This is a genomic window from Lysinibacillus sp. NPDC097231 (genome assembly GCF_044761885.1).
GTDB lineage: Bacteria > Bacillota > Bacilli > Bacillales_A > Planococcaceae > Lysinibacillus.
Genome location: NZ_JBIWDH010000039.1, coordinates 1 through 17,689 on the forward strand (window position 1 = coordinate 1; position 17,689 = coordinate 17,689).

A 17,689-nucleotide genomic window follows, 5' to 3' on the forward strand; every position below is an offset into this window, starting at 1 on the left:
GTAGAAGATTTCCAAGAACATCTAAATTACTCTTCTGATGCGGATGCGCGAAAAGGGCATAAGACGTCGGAATCTTCTTTCTTCGGGTATAAGACACATATCGCGTTGAGTGATGAACGTATTATTACAGCGGCTGTCATTACAACAGGTGAAAAAAGCGATGGAAAATATCTTCAAGAATTAATTGAAAAAAGCACACAAGCAGGTATGAAAATTAATACGGTTATTGGAGACGCAGCTTACTCTGAAAAGGCAAATATCGAATATACAAAAGAAGAGAAAATCGCGCTTGTGGCAAAGTTGAATCCTATTCTTACACAAGGACCACGAAAAGAAGAAGACAAGTTTGAGTTTAATAAAGACGCTGGAATGTTTGTTTGTAAGGCCGGTCATCTCGCGACAAGAAAAGCACGTACGGGTAAAAAAGGAACGAGTAAGAGTCAAAGTCAGACATATTATTTTGATATTGAAAAATGCAAAGTATGTCCAATGAGAGAGGGCTGTTATAAAGAAGACGCAAAGAGTAAAACGTATTCTGTCACAATTAAGTCGGATACACATGCCGAACAAGAAGCATTTCAAAATACGGAAGCCTTTAAGCAATTAGCCGCAAATCGCTACAAAGTAGAAGCGAAGAACAGTGAATTAAAAAACGGACACGGGTACGATACGGCATCGACTGCGGGTCTATTTGGCATGGAAATTCAAGGTGCCACAACGATATTCGCTGTCAATTTGAAACGGATATTAAAGCTACTAAATGAAAATGAATAAGGAATAGAGACAGAAATAAGGCACTTCCTGTTCAAAATTGAACAAGAAGTGCCTTATTTTTATCTGAGAAAGGTTCGCTTTTATGAAAACATAAGTTTTTCAGTGCCCTCCTAAATGTTGGGCCACTCTTTTACTCTTATAGATATTTCACAAACCAATCTCGAATATATTCTAGTCTACTGATTCTTAACGTTGGCTTTCCGCTCCTTGAAAGTTCATGATTGGCTTCAGGGAAACGAACAAATTTTGTTTCTTTTTTACGATGTTTTAAGGCGATAAATAATTGCTCTGCCTGTTCAATCGGACAGCGATAGTCTTTTTCACTGTGTAAAATTAACAGTGGCGTCTCCACCTTATCCACGTATTTAAGCGGTGAATGATTCCATAGCTTCTCTATATCGTCTAGTCCCGCCTGGATTTGCCAGTCATTAAAGTAATAGCCGATATCACTTACGCCATAAAAGCTAATCCAGTTAGAAATGGAACGTTGCGTAACAGCGGCTTTAAAGCGATTTGTCTGTCCAACAATCCAGTTTGTCATGAAGCCCCCATAGCTCCCGCCTGTAACACCAAGACGGTCTTGATCAATGAAATCATAATGCTCCAATGCAAAGTCAACAGCTGCCATTAGATCCTGATAATCATTTCCACCATAATCACCACGGACTGCATCCACAAATTTTTGACCGTAGCCATGGCTACCACGAGGATTCGTATATAGAACCGCAAAACCTTGTGCAGCAAGGATTTGAAATTCGTTAAAATAGGTGTTGGCATACATAGCATGCGGACCACCATGGATTTCAAGGATAAGTGGATACTTTTGCCCTTCTTCATAGCCAATAGGCTTCATCATCCAACCGCTTACTTGCCAGCCGTCTGCCCCTTCGTATTCAATAGCTTCTGGAGCAGATAATTCTCTCGTCTTTAAAAATTCCTCATTGACGTTCGTAAGCTGTTCCTTTTCACCCGTATTTAAATTGACGTAAAATAGATCGCCAGGATTTGTCGTTGTGCTGATTGCTACTACCGCTTTATTATTTTTTCGATCAAGTGAAAAACCATAAACATACTGATCATCATGAATGGCAGGATATAATTCTCCCGAAAGATTGCCAAAATAAATGGCTGTATTTCCGTGATCTGTCACTTGGAAGTAAAAGCTTTTGTTATCCTCTAACCATTGGACACGTGGAGCAACTACCCCCTGAAGGAAATCACCGATTACAAAATCACCAACTGGCGCGTCAAAATCACTTGTAACACATGTCGTAAGGTTATTTTCCAAATCATACATCCATAGCTTTGTTTGTGTTGCATTTTCAAATTCTCTTTCACTGCCTACATAAGCTATATAACGGCTGTTTGGAGACCATGAGGTTTGGTAAAACACCGCTGTTCCTTCCGTTAGCTTGCGACCATGTTTCGTATCTAAATCCAATAAGTAAATATCACTTATGAATGAAAAATCAAGATCCTCTGTTAAGTCTGCAATGTAAGATAGATATTTTCCGTTTGGAGACCATGAACCAAGTTGTAAATTATGTTTCCCCTCCGTCACTAGCTCTAATTCTCCCGATTCAAGATGGACGATGGCAATTTGAGAAAATTGCTCCATATCTATAAATCCAGCTGCATCTGATTTATATTTCATCTTTTCTATTTCAAGTGGTTTTAGTTCTTTGTCTTCTTTCTTATCCTTTTCAGCTTTATCATAAATGTTTTCATCTTTACCAAGCTTTACTGAGAAGGCAATTTTCTCACCACACGGAGACCAGGTCGGTGATGTCGCACCGTTTTTACAATTAGTAACTTGTTGTGCTTCCCCACCTGCTTTAGAAAGTACAAAAATTTGCGGCTTGCCATTTCTCGTTGACACAAACGCGATTTTACTGCCATCAGGAGACCAAACAGGTGAATTCGTTTTATCTTCACCAAACGTCCATTGCTGAGGTTTTTTCTCATGCATGTTTATGTAAAATAAATTAGATATATAATCTTTTTTCTTGTCATCAATATACGTCTCAACATAGATAACTTCGGTTCCGTCCGGTGATAGTTGTGGATCTGCCACTGATTTTAATTGATATAGATCTTCTGGTTGAATTCCTTGCTTTGATGTCAAATTTAATATCCCCTTTGTGTTGAAAATTTCATTACATAGTACAATATTTAGACACTCTAAGTATTATTCCTTCTCAGAAAATAAAAAATGATTAAAGATTATTAAAGTTTCCAATAATCCGCACATTTGGTTCTACGATAAAATTTATAAAAGGGTTCATTTGGGCGAGCATGCTCCTTGTAGAGACAAATGATTTCTTGCAGAAGGCTTTCAATACAGTCAACTGGCACTTTTTTGGCAAAAAGCGTCCCGGCTTGTGCATTCGCCCCCATTGGCACTGCCCCTAAATAGACATCAAAGCTATCCTTTTGATAGACAAGGCCAATATCATCATAAACCGCATTATAGCAGGCAGATGCACAGCCATTGACGTTGACACGTAATCTTGTCGGGACAGCGGTTCCTTCTAATGAATGATAGAGCTTTTCTGTCATCGGTGCTGCCTCCATCATATCGCCATCGCAAAAATCACAGGCTTTCATCGATACAATAGGGCCTGGCATAACCACATACAAGCCAGCGTCCTGTAGCTCCTCTATTGTTCTAGCTACATCAACAGTTGGAATCGACAATAACATACTGTAGGATGCAGAATATTTGATGGCACCAGTGTCCCCAACGACCTTAGCGATGGTTTGAAACTGCGGTGCTGTATAATGTTTATTAATAATACCTGGGTTTACAGCAAGACGTGTAAATTCTCCATTGTGATTTAGCTTTTCAAATGTTTTGTCTGGTATATTCGAACGAAATGCATTCATTGATAACTCTCCTTATGAAAAAGGAGCTAGCAAATTGCTAGCTCCTAATGATAGTTTAAAAGTTGTCAGGATAGAAGCCCTTTGCCAAAATTTGAATCGCTTCTGCAGCACGAACCCCCTCAGACGCCGCTGATAATGGTAGGATGACAAAGCATTCATTTTTCACTGCTGCTATTTCCTTTAATGCCGGATCATTTTTTAAGAAATTAATTTTTTCCTCTGCTGTTGTTTCTCCGTAATCAATGACAACCACCACTTGGGGATTACGATCCACAGCATCTTCCTTGGAAACAGTTGTCCAACCCGATTCCACATCACCAAAAACATTGTTACCGCCAGCAATGGTCACAAGTTCATTCATAAAGTTTTGTCCAGCAGTAAAGACATCTTTATCACCACCGTCAAACACTAAAACACGTAGGTTTTCTCCATTTTGAGGTAATTTTGCACGAACATCATCAACGTCTTTCGTCATTTGTGCAATTAATGCTTCTCCATGATCCTCGACACGGAAAATTTTCGCGATATTTCGGATATCTGTGAAAATATCTTCTAAAGTTGGTTTCGTCATATTAGAGGCTGTATGCAAATACGTGTGAATTCCTAATGCCTCAAGCTCTTCCGGAGTACCAACACCTTTCTCTCCAAAGGCGCTTTTCCAGCCTCCATATAAAAAGTCCGCTTCTGCATCGATGACCTGTTCCTTTGCGGGATATTGTTCAGCTAACACTGGCACTTTATCGTAAGCAGCTTGTAGCGGCTCATAGATTTTGTCGTCTAAATACGCCGTACCTACCATTGAATCCTCTAAGCCTAAAGCTAGCATAATTTCTGTGACATGCTGATTTAAGCTAATCGCTTTTTTGGGTGCCTCTTTATATACTTGAGTTGTACCATTATTGTCAATTGTTATTTCTGTCGTTTCCGCTTGTGAAGGCTCTATCTTCCCACTCTGTGTAGCCCCTTCCTTCGCATTACACGCGCCCAATATAGCGAGCAGGGCTATGGCAAAGACGAGCCACATGCTTTTCCATTTCTTCATATCCTTTTCTCCTTTGTTGTGCAATCTATAGAAAGAAATCAGCAGACTTCTTTGCTACTAAGTACGTTTTAAAAAAGGGCATAAAAAAATCCCCTTGTTTCCAAGAGGTAAGCATAGTGAAAGACGGTTTCTTCAACCTATTCACTATCTCCATCCTCGTGGTTTCTAGTAAAAAATACATATTGGCAGGTATCCTGGCTTAGGTTCATCATCTATACGCCTTCCCATAGCGTGGCTACAGTGGCATCATGTATAGACTCCCCATTTACAGTTGCGGGACAGCATCGGATTCGCACCGATTTCCCTTTTAAGCAAATGACAAAGGCCATTTGCACCAATAGGTTGTTATATTTTTGTTGGAAATGTTAATGCTAGACTAGCAGAAGAAAATTTTGTTCGCAATCTCACAAAAAAATCCATTTCATAATAATCATGAATATTTTAGCACTATTCCGACATCATCACTAACTATTTTACACGAAATATTTTTCAACTTAATTCTGTTACAATAATAACGAACGAAGAATAGAAACGAGGATTTTATTATGCATAAAACGATTGGAGTACTCGCTCATGTTGATGCAGGAAAAACAACATTTTCAGAGCAATTACTTTTTCATACAAACAGTATTCAGGCCCGTGGACGAGTGGATCATCAGGATACATTTCTGGATAATCATGAGTTGGAGCGTCAACGAGGTATTACAATTTTTGCCGAGCAAGGCCGCATGACGATTGGCAACGATACATACACATTAATCGATACACCTGGGCACGTCGATTTCTCTCCAGAGATGGAGCGTGCTATTCGGGTGATGGATTATGCCATCATTATTATTAGTGCCGTCGAGGGCGTACAAGGTCATACCGAAACGGTGTGGCAACTATTACGCCAATATCATGTGCCAACCTTCTTCTTTATCAATAAAACGGATCGTGAAGGTGCAAATGTTGAAGGTGTTATGGCACAGCTTCGAAAAGATTGCTCTGAGGATGTATTATTAGTAGATGAACTGCTCCGTTCTGACAACGTTCCCTATGACATGATGGAATGGCTCGCAGAACGAGATGAGCAGCTTCTCGATGCTTTTCTTAGCGAAACATTAGAAAGCTCTCGCTGTCTACCTCATCTCCAAGCGATGGTTAAACAGGAAAAGGCCTTTTTGTGCTTTGCTGGCTCCGCTTTAAAAGATGTAGGGATCAAGGAATTTCTAGCCCAGCTCCCATTACTTACGGAGACACATTTTAATACTGAAAAACCATTTCAAGGCGAAGTGTTTAAAATTCGCCATGATGGACATCAACGCTTAACTTTTATCAAAGCTTTACAAGGAACGTTACATGTTCGTGATGAATTTTCGTTTGGCGATGTAACCGAAAAAGTGACGGAGATTCGATTATATAACGGAAGTCGTTACGAAACTGTACAAGAGGTTACAGCTGGGGAGATATTCGCAGTAAAAGGGCTTAGTCTAGCAAACATTGGGGCTAGCATTGGTCATTCTAGCAACCCGCAGCCCTATGAATTAGTGCCAACCTTGCAGGCCAATGTACAATATGACGGCGATCAGCATATTAAGGAAGTCTTAAAAGTTTTTCGTGTCCTTGAAGCGGAAGAGCCTTCCTTACGTGTGGTTTGGCATGAGAAATTTCAAGAAATTCATGTACATATTATGGGTGTCATCCAACTCGAGGTTCTTGTCGAAGTGCTCAACAACCGTTTTTCACTAGACGTGTCATTCGGAGAGCCACAAATTTTATATATGGAAACGATCGCCACAACGGTCACAGGCTACGGCCATTTTGAGCCATTAAAGCACTATGCAGAAGTCCATTTATTAATGGAGCCAAATACACGTGGGACTGGTCATACATTTATCAATGCTTGCCATGCAGACGATTTATCGGTTGGGCATCAGCGGCTCATTGAAAAACATCTTTTCGAGCGCGACCATCACGGATTGTTAACAGGCTTTCCTGTAACAGATATCCGTTTCACCCTGTTAACAGGGCGTGCACATATTAAGCATACAGAAGGTGGCGATTTTCGAGAGGCCACTTTCCGTGCATTACGACAAGGACTTGAACAAGCAGAAAATGTGCTACTAGAGCCTTATTACCGCTTTAAGCTCAAAGCCCCTAGTGATTTTATCGGTCGCATGATGACCGATATCCAGCAAGCATCAGGTACATTTGGCACGCCAATCATCACAGAAAATGATGTAACTTTAACGGGCCGTGCCCCTGTCGCAACATTTATGAGCTACAGCACAACCTTTGCTGCCTACACCAATGGTAAAGGTGCACTCTCTCTACAATTTGATGGCTATGATGCGTGCCATAATACAGAAGAAATTATTACCCAAATTGGCTACGATAAAAATGCCGATCCTGAGTATTCGTCCTCTAGTATTTTTTGCGCAAAAGGCAAGGGCTACTCCGTTCCGTGGGATGAAGCGCAAGCAGCAATGCATTGCCTGAAATAAATCAAAAAAAACTGTACTTGATGAATTGAATCAAGTACAGTTTTTTGCTGGTGGGGCGGGTTTTTGCCTCTGCTCAGCGGGGATTCTGCTTGCGTGCAGGTATTTCCCTTCACTTCTCGGGGATTCTTTACTGACGCGCGGGTATTTCTCTTCACTTCGCGGGTATTCTTCCCTTCCGCGCGGGTATTTCTCTTCACTTCGCGGGTATTCTTTGCTGACGCGCGGGTATTTCACCTTCACTCCGCGGGGATTCATCCCTACATTCATCCCTACTCCGCGAGTATTGTAAATCTTTTATTACAAAGCTTTTACAGTTTGCTTTGTTTGTTTGAAAAAGTGATAGGAAGGTTCGACAACGGCATAGATATGAGAATTGTAAAAATCTATTAATACCTTGCCCGGTCGAGTTTTCAAAAGTTGCAAATTATTAATCAATTCCAGCAGTAGCTCATGCCCGTTACCACGCGGATGCCAGTTTAAATGGACAGCATTTAATTCTTTCACCGCTTGTAAAAATTGCTTATACTCTCGCTCTACCAAATTGATTAGCTTGTCGTCTTGAGTGATTCGTGATAAATCTGCCAAATAGGTTTCATAAAAGCGCATAACGATCGAGCATAGTAAATCATTGACGCGAGCGGCACTTAGTATGGGCTTGGGCTCTAACGAAAGCCGTTCTAAATTTGGTTTAGCACGAGTCGAATCGATACGTGTGATTAAATGATAGGCCTCCCCGTTTACCTCATAAACAATCGGATTTGTGGGCATATACATCATAAAGCTATTCGTTTTCGTTTTTAGTTGATTTGTAATATCTGCTTTGGCAAAAAGATGACCCTGAAAACCTTCATTCTGAATCCAAATAATGTCCTTGTTATATAAAATTTGTTCAAATAGTCGCTCGTTACTAATCAGTCCAGTTGCTAATAGCTGATCGATAAGTGATTCGACTACCATTCTCGTTTTTATTTGCTTGGCAACTTCTGTGCGTGGCTGCTTACAAATTTTCATATCCCCATTTTGTGTTTCCTGCGCTGACCATACATGAATATTCGTCATATGTGCATCCTCTTTTCGTACATATTTTAAAAACGGAAGTTATCAATAAAAAAAGGATTTCCTACAATTAGAGGAAATCCTTCATATTATCTTTATCATTCATCACAGATTGTCAAACAATGCCCAAATCTAAAAGTATTGGAACGTATCCAAGTAACTTCTTCTATTTTGGGCGTTTGACGTACTGTGACAAACAGAGCATTCTGTTTTGTCAACATGCCACCTCCTATTCCTCGTAGGGTTATGGTGTGTACTCATAATAGGCAGGTATCCTGACTTATGGTCAACGCTTCTTTTCTCCTTCCCGTCTATAGACAGTGGTATCCGAAAAGTCACTCACATTTACAGTTGCGGGACAGTGTCGGATTTGCACCGACTTCCCTTTTCAGTAAATTGCACGCAATTTACACCTATTATTACACGTTATTAAGTTGTCAAATTGACCTGAAAAATAGTAGACAAACTATTCTTCTTTAACTATTGGTTTACATTGTAATATGTACTCTACTAAAAGTCAAAAAAAGGGATACTCATTTAAGAGTAACCCTAGTTTGCTATCTATTCAATCTATCCGCCACTTATATTACAAGCGTGAGGTGTTTTTTACTTCTTGCTTAATATAGTGGGAATCAAATGCCGATTGGAAGTCGGAATCCTCGAGTTGATGAGAAAGTTTTCTCAAAGTTTGTTGCTTCTAGTTATGCTATCTTCTTAAACTAAAGCTGTCCGTTAGTTTAATAAGCCAGTGAATAATGAAATGGAAATCAAACCAAATACAATCAATACACTAACTTGATTATCAATCCTTTCATCTAGAAATTTTAAACTCCCTTCAAATTCCAAAGAATTTGCCCCTCTCAATTAATTTTTAAAAAAAGTTGGAAGCCCTACTTCTCTTAAGAGGTCATTAAAGTTATATTGATGTTTTACTTCAAGTCCTGAATCAATTAACACTTGTCTAAGTACAATGAACAATTGCTTATCAACCGAACTAAAAATATATTCAAAACGCTTTTCATTATCTAACCGGATTAAATAAAGTGCAATTGCGTTATGTAAAATGGGAAACTCTTGTTTAATGGCTTCTCTATTGTCTATAAACGACCTAACGTAATCTTCGAAATAATACATCTTGTCTTTAAACGAATTGAACCACTTTTCTTTTTTTTCAATGGGGCGAAAGATATTGGCTGAACCTATATGCCAATTACCAAGACCAGCAGCAAAAATAAGAAGGGAATACTTTCTTACTTCAAAATCTGGATGTGAAAAATATTTATAATACTCATCATAATTATCTACATTCCAATTTTTAGCTGTATCAAAAAATCCAATTTCGATTCCTTCTAAAATACTCTTTGCCTTGTCAACTAACGTTTTTGTCATCTAGTATTCCTCATTTCTTGAATCGTCACTTGAATAATTCCTATATAATACTGGCTCCAACAATCTATACGAAAACAGCCGAAATAATAAACATGGTCAATTCTTTCGATGTGATATCTCCGTGTTCCATAGCTATTTGAATATCATTGTCTCTCAAAAAGCTTTTAAAATTAATTTCTATTTTAATTCCCCCACCCTTTTACATTTACAATATTATACCAATTATAAGACAGACAGGGAATTTTCTAACGCGTTATTGCTTGAAACAATCTTTGCGTATAGCTACCTCTTGTAAATAATGTCACCTACCTCATTCATGTTTAGATATAAATCGAACCTACTGCGCTGCATTTTCTATAGATTATTAGTATTAATGGTAGATCAATTAACGAAACCCCTTATACAAAAAACCACTTTCCTCAGTAAATAATTAGAAAAGTGGTTAAATACGTTTTTAAATAGAAATATTGCACTTTAAAAAGCTATTCCGCAGAAAATGAATCTCTGCAAAATAGCCCATTTAAATGTTTTTATTGTCCTTTAAATCGATGTGTAAGCTTTTGTAAATTTTCGGCTTGTACACATAAGTCTTGTGATACCAAATTGACTGCATGCATGGAGGCACTTTGCTCATCCACTGACTGTGAAACAACTTCTGTATAATTAGACAATGTATCCATTCCATTGGCAATCGTTGTTACTAGTTTTGTAACCTCATGAGCGCTACCTGTAAGCTCCTCAGCTGTTGCAGAAATATCCTCTAGCTGACTCGTCATTTTACTAACATGTAAAGAGATCGTACCGAATGATTTTGTTGCCTCGTCGATGACGTAGACGCCCTGTTGTACATTTTTCAAATCTCCTTCTACAGATGATGCTACTTGCTTTGTATCAGTTTCAATACCGACTATTAAATCGACTATTTGAATAGCTGAATCCTTCGATTGCTCTGCTAATTTACGAACTTCCTCCGCTACCACTGCAAAGCCTTTCCCATGCTCTCCAGCACGTGCAGCTTCAATCGCCGCATTTAATGCTAGCAAATTTGTTTGATCTGTAATGCCCGTAATCATATCGGTCATGGATTTAATCTCGGTCATTTTGTTTGATAATTGTTGCATCAATTCGCTCGTTTTTTCGGTAGAAGTTGAGATAAACTGCATTTGATTTTTAGCGACATGTAATATTTCTGCTCCATTGCCTGCAATTTCATTGGCTTCTTTTGCATGATCAAAAACATCTTGCGTTGCTACGGTAATACGTTCAATACCATCAGCGGTTTCTTGCATAGAAATAGCACTTTCATTGGCAGATTGTGCTACTCGCTTCAGACCATCTGTCGTTTTCTCCATTTGTGAGTCAACTTCCTCAACTGCAGTCGTAATTTCATTTGTACTTGCTGATAGCTCCTCAATACTTGCCGATAAATCCGCTGAACTATTCGCAATTTTTTGTGTCATGGTATGTAATTGTTCCTTCATCTCTACAAACGCTTTTGCTAACTCTGAAATTTCATCATTGGAATTCACTTCAATATGAACAGTATGCAAATTTCCCTCTGCTATTGCTTGAGCAGATGCTGCTAATTGTTTAATTGGCTTAATAATTTTATATTTTACATAGAAAATATAGGACAGTGTCATAGCAATCCCCAGTATCGTTAGTACTGTAGACAGCCAATCTAATGAAGATAAATTTGCTAGGTCAATGATTAAAATAACAATCATTAGAACATTCAAAGTAGCAAAGCCAATTATACTTCTTTTTTGTAAACTCATACTGAATTCCCCCAACTATAATAGTGTTTCAATGTAGTCATTATAGTTTAATTTTCCTAAAAAGCATAGAAAAAAGCACTACTTTTTGTAATATTTTAGGCATAGAAAAAAGCACTTTGCTCTACAAAGTGCTTTTTTGATCATTATTTAAATTTCATAATACTTGATCCAGCAATACCTGGATGTGTCATTTCGTATGGATCTAAAATTAAATCCAACTGCTCTTTCGTTAAGACACCCGCTTCAAGGCAAAGCTCACGAATAGAACGACCTGATAGGATTGCTTCACGTGCAAGTCGCGCAGCTACCTCATAGCCAATGTGTGGATTTACTGCTGTTAGCACGCCAACGCTTTTTTCCACATATTCTTTCATACGGTCTTCATTTGCTTCAATGTCCTTTAAACAGTTTTCTGTAAACGCACGGAACACGTTATTCATAATACTGATTGATTGAATTAGGTTAAACACTAATACTGGCTCCATAACGTTTAATTCTAATTGACCTGCCTCAGATGCTAATGAAATTGTATGGTCATTTCCGATTACTTGGAACGCAACTTGATTCAGAACCTCTGGCATAACAGGGTTTACTTTACCTGGCATAATAGAAGAACCCGGTTGACGAGCTGGTAAAATGATTTCCCCTAAGCCCGCACGTGGACCAGATGCCATTAAACGTAAATCGTTCGCGATTTTAGACATATTGATCATACAAATTTTTAATGCCCCTGATACTTCTGTATAAGCATCTGTATTTTGCGTTGCATCCACTAAATGTGTAGCGCCTTTAAGCGGTAAACCTGAAATTTCAGCAAGATGCTCATCTACAGATTTAATGTAATCTGGGAATGCATTTAATCCTGTACCAACAGCTGTTGCGCCCATATTCACATCATATAAATTTGGACGAGTTTGACGAATACGCACAATATCACGATTGATAACGCGACAATAAGCTTCAAATTCTTGTCCTAAACGAATTGGCACTGCATCTTGTAGATGTGTACGGCCCATTTTAATAACATGTGCAAATTGCTCTGCTTTTTGGTGGAATACCGCTTGCATATTATCCATTGTTAGCAGTAATTCATCTATTAAATTTAAAACAGCGATATGAATTGCTGTTGGGAAAGCATCATTTGTTGATTGTGACATATTAACATGACTGTTTGGGCTAATTGTTTGGTAGTTCCCTTTATCTTTGCCCAAAATCTCTAAGGCACGGTTAGCAATGACCTCGTTGGCATTCATATTAATCGATGTACCTGCACCGCCTTGGATAGGGTCTACGATAAATTCCGCATCCCATTTCCCATCAATCACTTCTTGTGCTGCTTCGACAATTGCGTCTCCGATTTCTTTTGATAATAGGTGTACTTCCATATTACCTAATGCAGCTGCTTTTTTTACAATACCCATCGCTTTAATAAGTGCTGAGTGAATCGTGTAACCTGTAATCGGGAAATTCTCAGTTGCACGAAGCGTTTGAATTCCATAATAAGCATTGCTTGGTAATGCACGTTCACCTAAAAAGTCTTTTTCTATACGTTGTGTGGACATCATTGTCGTCTCCTTTAATCTAATACTCACACTTGATAGTAGCTAATTAATCCAGTATTGTAAACAGTCATTTTTCTGTAAAATGAAAAAGTCCTTTAAAATAACTTATTATATGCTAAAAACCGAGCGTATTTAATACGCCCGGCTGTAAATATTATTTATTTGAAGTGACTGTGAAACGACTTTTCACATGCTTTGGATGTTCAATTTCATCTAACATAGCAACGGCAAAATCCGCATAGCTGACATAACTTTCTCCAGCTACGTTTACCAATAAATGATCTTCACCAGTAGTGTAGCTACCTGTACGTGGACCTTCTGGATCAAAGAAAGCAGATGGACTTATAAATGTCCAAGTAATCGTGGATTGTTGTAAGTCATGTAGATTGTCCCCTTGGTTTTTAGCTGTCGCATAGAACATTTCAGGAAAGTCTGGCGTATCCATTACACGAACTGTTTTCCCTGGATCTACAAACAAGCTGCCTGCACCGCCGACAACTAATAATTTTGTATTAATACCAGAGAATATATCAATTAAATGACGGCCTACTTTCACATGTAATTCTTCTTGACCAAAAGGAGCACCAAAAGCATTGACAACGACGTCGAAGCCTTTCACATCTTCTTGAGTTAAATCAAAAACATCCTTTTCTAGAACCTGAATTGTTGCTGTTACCTTCGCAGCAGTGCGTACAATCGCAGTTACATCATGACCACGTTGTACTGCTTCCTCTACAATTTTTTGTCCCGCTTTCCCTGTTGCACCAATTACGGCAATTTTCATATTTATTATTCCTCCCACTTTTTAAGTGTAACCATTTTAGTTACAGGTTAGACACAGAAAGACCGACCTCGCTTTTTAACGAAGTTGATCTAGCACATCCTGTAAAGTTTGCGCTTGTAACTGTTCTTCCATTGCATGCCAAACGGATGTGTAAACACCCTCTAATGTATGTTGGATTTTTCGACCAACAGCACACGCAGGATTTGGCTCATCATGAATCGCAAAGAGCTGCTCTGGTCCGTCGATCGCTTGGTAAATGGCTAGTAAAGTTAAAACTTTTGGCTCCACTAATAGCTCATATCCTGCTATACCTGTTTGCGATGACAGCAAACCCGCTTTTTTGAGGACGCCAATCATACGTCGCACAACAACTGGATTTGTATTGACACTCCCTGCGATATAATCAGATGTTAGCTGACTTTTATCAGATGTTGTTGCAATGAGCGAAAGTATATGGATCGCCACCGAAAATCGACTGTTCACCATATGTATCACCACCCGTTGTAACTATTATAGTTACAGGTTTAAATAAAAGCAAATAAAAAGCTCTATTAAGACCTGATAAGAAATGAAAAGCACTTACATTTTCTTAACATAAATGACTAATTCCTGTCGCAATTCCCCATTTTCCTCATAAAAATCTAGGTTATGAAATTCATACTTAAAATGGCCAACTGGAAACGTTACACTTTCACCCTGTGCCGCAGCTAATATGCCTGCCACATCCTGTGTTATCATTTGTAAAAGCTCTTCCCCAGAAAATGAGTCCACAAATATTACGTTCATAAAAACACCTCCCAAGCTATTATAGCTTAGAAGGCGCTTACATTTATAGTGTTTCTTCATAACCTTTGAGACGAATCTCCTCAATGATCTGCATCATTTTATGTATTTGCTCCTGGGTTAATCCTGCAGTGATGTTTGGTTGCTCATGTTGTTGGATAAAATCCATATTTTGTTGAGGAACCTGAATCAGCAACTTTCTTAAACGATGCTCTCCTCCCCTTCCATCTAATTGATACACCACTGATCTCCTCACACCATTCACCTCTACATTTTCAATATCATTCCCATATTAATACTTATATCGGAAAAATTTTCATGATATTAAGGAATCACTTTTATTATGATATTCTAGGCAGTTTGGTAGTTCTATCCGGCACTTTGACAGTTCTATCCTTCACTCTGGCTCTTCTATCCGTCATTCTGGTCACTTTCCGTCGCTTCGGCTCTTCTATCCATCACTTTCGCTGTTCTTTCCGGCACTTCCGTACTTCTATCCGGCACTCTGGCTCTTCTATCCGTCATTCCGCTCCTTTCCGCCACTATGACAGTTCTATCCGGCACTTTCACTGTTCTTTCCGGCACCTCGGCTCTTCTATCCTTCACTCTCGCTCTTCTATCCGTCATTCCGCTCCTTTCCGCCGCTATGACTGTTCTATTCTTCACTTTCACTGTTCTATCCGTCACCTCGGCTCTTCTATTCTTCACTCTGGCTCTTCTATCCGTCATTCCGCTCCTTTCCGCCGCTATGACTGTTCTATCCGGCACTTTCGCTGTTCTATCCGGCACCTCGGCTCTTCTATCCAGCACTCTCGCTCTTCTATCCGTCACATCGAACTTCTATCCGCACCCCGCTTCTCCTGCCAATAAATTGATGCCTGGGCTCAAAAAAAACAGCAACCAAAACGGCTGCTGCTATAGGATAATTATGCCTCGGCATAATTGCGTCCGGAATCGGCTTTGAGATTAGGCCTGCACGAGGGCCGACACGATGTCGGTCATTTCGGTAATGCCACAGGACGTGGCGTTCTTAGACTGAGTTTCTCTATTTCAGTAGGTGCTTGGACAGCTGCTGAAAGAGGTTAAACGGCGATTGGTGCTTTGATTGTTGGGTGTGGATCGTAGCCCTCAACCGATAAATCTTCGAGCTCGATGTCGAAAATTGACGTTTTATCTGGATTAATATTTAAAGTTGGAAATTCCTTAGGCTCGCGTGAAAGCTGTTCTTTTACTTGCTCCACGTGATTTGTATAGATATGGGCATCGCCAATACTATGGATAAACTCACCAACTTCTAAACCACATTCATGAGCAATTAAATGTGTTAGTAGTGCGTATGAGGCTATATTAAATGGACAGCCCAATAATGTATCAAGACTTCTTTGCATTAACTGACAGCTCAATTTCCCATTTGCCACATAAAATTGGAACATCACATGGCAAGGAGGTAGTGCCGCTTTACTGCCCTTTGCTCCAGCATTGATGACATCCTCGGGATTCCATGCGTTGACAATAATGCGTCGTGAATCAGGATTGTGCTTAATTTGATGGATTACATCCTGTAATTGGTCAATGCTTTCCCCCGTCGAGGTTGTCCAATTTCGCCATTGCTTGCCGTAAACATTCCCAAGCTCCCCATATTTACGTGCAAATTCATCATCGTTTAAAATACGCTCACAAAATGCGGTTAACTCTTGTTGATAGCTTGTATTAAAAGATTCATCTACTAAACAACGACGGCCAAAATCTGTCATATCAGGACCAGAATACTCATCAGACTCAACCCATTTTTTAAAAGCCCATTCATCCCAAATATGGTTGTTGTTTTGTAGTAGGTATCGAATATTTGTATCCCCTTTAATAAACCAAAGAAGCTCACTTGCTACAAGCTTAAATGGTACACGCTTAGTTGTTAGTAGAGGAAACCCTTTGCTTAAATCAAATCGCATTTGATAGCCAAATACACTATATGTACCCGTTCCAGTACGATCTTCTTTTTTAATACCAGTTTCTAATATATGTTGTAGTAAATTTAAGTACGCCTTTTCTGGATGCGTCATGTCAATCAACAACTCCTTCAAGTTTGCTGTTGTCCATTATAACATCTAAAAACTACATTTGGTTGTCAAAACGAGAAAAACAATCTTTTCTAGCTTCAGTTCAAATTACATATTGGAGCCAAAGGTATTGTTCTCTAGCTCTTTTGTAATTTCACTCTCCGTTATGACAAAAAACATTGGTAGCAAAATAATATTCATTAAAATAGGTCCTACAATAAACAATAAATCAATGCCTGGGTTAAAGTAGAGACCGAACGCAGTTAGTAGCCCCGACATGATAAGAAACACAATTTGCACAACAATAATCAGTATTGGAATGATTTGATACATATAGTTAAGCTTTCTGAAATGATGCATATTTTCCGGATCTTTAATAATGCGCCTTTTCAAACGTCTTGACAAAATGATACAAGCCAGAAGCTGTATAAGAATAAAGCTAAAATAAATGATACTATGTAGCACTAATTTATTTTTCATTACTGCTCCATCAAAATGACCTACTCGCTGCTGTAATAACTCATCGACAGCTCCTTCGTAGACATATTCCTGATCACTTAACAACGTAAGCTGTTCTACGAAGCCAAGAGTTGCCCAATCATTCGCATTAACTTTCCAATTGGTTAATTTGCTAGCCAAAATACGTAATTCAATGGCTTCATCTTTACCAAACATCCCTACTAAAATACTATATGGTATCGCTACCTTCATTTGACCGTCGTGCTTCTCTTGAAATAAATCTTTAATGAAAAAAGTATACGCAACATTTGACTGGTTTGCTTCATAATGTGCATCCTCGACCTTCCAATGACTTGCTAAGGAAGATTCAATATGATTCTTCATTTCATAATAAGGCTTATTGCTATGTAAATTCTTTGGAATCTTATAGACAAAATGATTGTCGCCTCCAATAATACAAATATCTACTTCCACCGCATCTTTATCAAAGGTCTTAGCGATTGTTGACATTGGATATAACATGATGACGACTAGAAAAAACAGGATTAGTGATAATCTACTCTTTTTCACGCAGCTCTCCCCTTTCCGTCACATTATGCTAGTTTTACACTATCATAGGCTTCACCGAAAAGA

17 protein-coding genes and 2 riboswitches are annotated in these 17,689 nt (G+C 38.9%); of the genes, 3 read left to right on the forward strand and 14 right to left on the reverse strand.

Annotation, left to right across the window (positions count from 1 at the left end; translation table 11 throughout):
* A partial coding sequence (locus ACIQXF_RS19185; RefSeq protein ID WP_402786154.1) for a transposase occupies nt 1-774 on the forward strand: 774 nt, incomplete at its 5' end.
* A 136-nt stretch (nt 775-910) separates the two neighbouring features.
* Here ACIQXF_RS19185 and ACIQXF_RS19190 read toward each other — a convergent pair.
* The 3 genes from ACIQXF_RS19190 to ACIQXF_RS19200 all read right to left on the reverse strand — a co-directional run bounded on the left by ACIQXF_RS19190 (nt 911) and on the right by ACIQXF_RS19200 (nt 4,702).
* Complete coding sequence (locus ACIQXF_RS19190) at nt 911-2,899, reverse strand: S9 family peptidase (RefSeq protein ID WP_402786156.1); 1,989 nt, start codon at nt 2,897-2,899, stop codon at nt 911-913.
* 101 nt (nt 2,900-3,000) lie between these two features.
* Nucleotides 3,001-3,660: a precorrin-3B methylase gene (locus ACIQXF_RS19195; RefSeq protein WP_402786159.1), complete on the reverse strand. Its 660-nt coding sequence runs from the start codon at nt 3,658-3,660 to the stop codon at nt 3,001-3,003.
* 55 nt (nt 3,661-3,715) lie between these two features.
* On the reverse strand, nt 3,716-4,702 hold the full coding sequence (locus tag ACIQXF_RS19200; protein WP_402786161.1) for an ABC transporter substrate-binding protein: 987 nt from the start codon (nt 4,700-4,702) through the stop codon (nt 3,716-3,718).
* Nucleotides 4,703-4,869: 167 nt separating this feature from the next.
* Nucleotides 4,870-5,056, reverse strand: a riboswitch (cobalamin riboswitch).
* Between the two features lie 191 nt (nt 5,057-5,247).
* Here ACIQXF_RS19200 and ACIQXF_RS19205 point away from each other — a divergent pair.
* On the forward strand, nt 5,248-7,188 hold the full coding sequence (locus ACIQXF_RS19205; protein WP_402786163.1) for a GTP-binding protein: 1,941 nt from the start codon (nt 5,248-5,250) through the stop codon (nt 7,186-7,188).
* Between the two features lie 297 nt (nt 7,189-7,485).
* On the opposite strand, the gene ACIQXF_RS19210 is transcribed toward ACIQXF_RS19205, so the two are convergent.
* The 9 genes from ACIQXF_RS19210 to ACIQXF_RS19250 all read right to left on the reverse strand — a co-directional run bounded on the left by ACIQXF_RS19210 (nt 7,486) and on the right by ACIQXF_RS19250 (nt 15,167).
* Nucleotides 7,486-8,247 (reverse strand): hypothetical protein, encoded by a 762-nt coding sequence (locus tag ACIQXF_RS19210; protein WP_402786166.1) that lies wholly within the window; start codon nt 8,245-8,247, stop codon nt 7,486-7,488.
* A gap of 245 nt (nt 8,248-8,492) precedes the next feature.
* A riboswitch (cobalamin riboswitch) is annotated at nt 8,493-8,676 on the reverse strand.
* A gap of 432 nt (nt 8,677-9,108) precedes the next feature.
* Nucleotides 9,109-9,633, reverse strand: a complete 525-nt coding sequence (locus ACIQXF_RS19215; protein WP_402786169.1) for a hypothetical protein — start codon at nt 9,631-9,633, stop codon at nt 9,109-9,111.
* A 530-nt stretch (nt 9,634-10,163) separates the two neighbouring features.
* Nucleotides 10,164-11,411 (reverse strand): methyl-accepting chemotaxis protein, encoded by a 1,248-nt coding sequence (locus ACIQXF_RS19220; RefSeq protein ID WP_402786171.1) that lies wholly within the window; start codon nt 11,409-11,411, stop codon nt 10,164-10,166.
* 143 nt (nt 11,412-11,554) lie between these two features.
* On the reverse strand, nt 11,555-12,976 hold the full coding sequence (gene aspA / locus ACIQXF_RS19225) for an aspartate ammonia-lyase (protein ID WP_402786174.1): 1,422 nt from the start codon (nt 12,974-12,976) through the stop codon (nt 11,555-11,557).
* Nucleotides 12,977-13,127: 151 nt separating this feature from the next.
* Nucleotides 13,128-13,757 carry an NAD(P)-dependent oxidoreductase gene (locus tag ACIQXF_RS19230; RefSeq protein WP_402786177.1) on the reverse strand — a complete coding sequence of 210 codons (630 nt, stop codon included), beginning with the start codon at nt 13,755-13,757 and terminating at the stop codon, nt 13,128-13,130.
* 75 nt (nt 13,758-13,832) lie between these two features.
* Nucleotides 13,833-14,243: an Rrf2 family transcriptional regulator gene (locus tag ACIQXF_RS19235; protein WP_402786180.1), complete on the reverse strand. Its 411-nt coding sequence runs from the start codon at nt 14,241-14,243 to the stop codon at nt 13,833-13,835.
* A gap of 93 nt (nt 14,244-14,336) precedes the next feature.
* The gene (locus ACIQXF_RS19240; RefSeq protein WP_402786183.1) at nt 14,337-14,543 is read right to left on the reverse strand and encodes a thymidylate synthase; all 207 of its coding nucleotides are present in this window, start codon (nt 14,541-14,543) and stop codon (nt 14,337-14,339) included.
* Nucleotides 14,544-14,586: 43 nt separating this feature from the next.
* On the reverse strand, nt 14,587-14,781 hold the full coding sequence (locus ACIQXF_RS19245) for a hypothetical protein (protein ID WP_402786186.1): 195 nt from the start codon (nt 14,779-14,781) through the stop codon (nt 14,587-14,589).
* Nucleotides 14,782-14,951: 170 nt separating this feature from the next.
* Nucleotides 14,952-15,167, reverse strand: coding sequence for a hypothetical protein (locus ACIQXF_RS19250; protein ID WP_402786189.1), 216 nt, complete (start codon nt 15,165-15,167; stop codon nt 14,952-14,954).
* Nucleotides 15,168-15,500: 333 nt separating this feature from the next.
* Between ACIQXF_RS19250 and ACIQXF_RS19255 the strand changes: the two genes are divergently transcribed.
* Nucleotides 15,501-15,626: a hypothetical protein gene (locus ACIQXF_RS19255; protein ID WP_402786192.1), complete on the forward strand. Its 126-nt coding sequence runs from the start codon at nt 15,501-15,503 to the stop codon at nt 15,624-15,626.
* Here ACIQXF_RS19255 and ACIQXF_RS19260 read toward each other — a convergent pair.
* Together ACIQXF_RS19260 and ACIQXF_RS19265 are read right to left on the reverse strand one after the other, a co-directional pair.
* Nucleotides 15,623-16,600, reverse strand: a complete 978-nt coding sequence (locus ACIQXF_RS19260) for a thymidylate synthase (RefSeq protein ID WP_402786195.1) — start codon at nt 16,598-16,600, stop codon at nt 15,623-15,625. The genes ACIQXF_RS19255 and ACIQXF_RS19260 overlap by 4 nt on opposite strands.
* Nucleotides 16,601-16,705: 105 nt before the next feature.
* On the reverse strand, nt 16,706-17,626 hold the full coding sequence (locus ACIQXF_RS19265) for a hypothetical protein (protein ID WP_402786198.1): 921 nt from the start codon (nt 17,624-17,626) through the stop codon (nt 16,706-16,708).
* Nucleotides 17,627-17,689 lie beyond the last annotated feature (63 nt).

Bases quoted from the DNA above. Each gene is read 5' to 3' on its own strand.
- ACIQXF_RS19195 (WP_402786159.1), bottom strand. From the start codon at position 3,660: ATGAATGCATTTCGTTCGAATATACCAGACAAAACATTTGAAAAGCTA.
- ACIQXF_RS19200 (WP_402786161.1), bottom strand. From the start codon at position 4,702: ATGAAGAAATGGAAAAGCATGTGGCTCGTCTTTGCCATAGCCCTGCTC.
- ACIQXF_RS19205 (WP_402786163.1), top strand. From the start codon at position 5,248: ATGCATAAAACGATTGGAGTACTCGCTCATGTTGATGCAGGAAAAACA.
- ACIQXF_RS19210 (WP_402786166.1), bottom strand. From the start codon at position 8,247: ATGACGAATATTCATGTATGGTCAGCGCAGGAAACACAAAATGGGGAT.
- ACIQXF_RS19215 (WP_402786169.1), bottom strand. From the start codon at position 9,633: ATGACAAAAACGTTAGTTGACAAGGCAAAGAGTATTTTAGAAGGAATC.
- ACIQXF_RS19220 (WP_402786171.1), bottom strand. From the start codon at position 11,411: ATGAGTTTACAAAAAAGAAGTATAATTGGCTTTGCTACTTTGAATGTT.
- aspA (WP_402786174.1), bottom strand. From the start codon at position 12,976: ATGATGTCCACACAACGTATAGAAAAAGACTTTTTAGGTGAACGTGCA.
- ACIQXF_RS19230 (WP_402786177.1), bottom strand. From the start codon at position 13,757: ATGAAAATTGCCGTAATTGGTGCAACAGGGAAAGCGGGACAAAAAATT.
- ACIQXF_RS19235 (WP_402786180.1), bottom strand. From the start codon at position 14,243: ATGGTGAACAGTCGATTTTCGGTGGCGATCCATATACTTTCGCTCATT.
- ACIQXF_RS19240 (WP_402786183.1), bottom strand. From the start codon at position 14,543: ATGAACGTAATATTTGTGGACTCATTTTCTGGGGAAGAGCTTTTACAA.
- ACIQXF_RS19250 (WP_402786189.1), bottom strand. From the start codon at position 15,167: ATGACGGATAGAAGAGCGAGAGTGAAGGATAGAAGAGCCGAGGTGCCG.
- ACIQXF_RS19260 (WP_402786195.1), bottom strand. From the start codon at position 16,600: ATGACGCATCCAGAAAAGGCGTACTTAAATTTACTACAACATATATTA.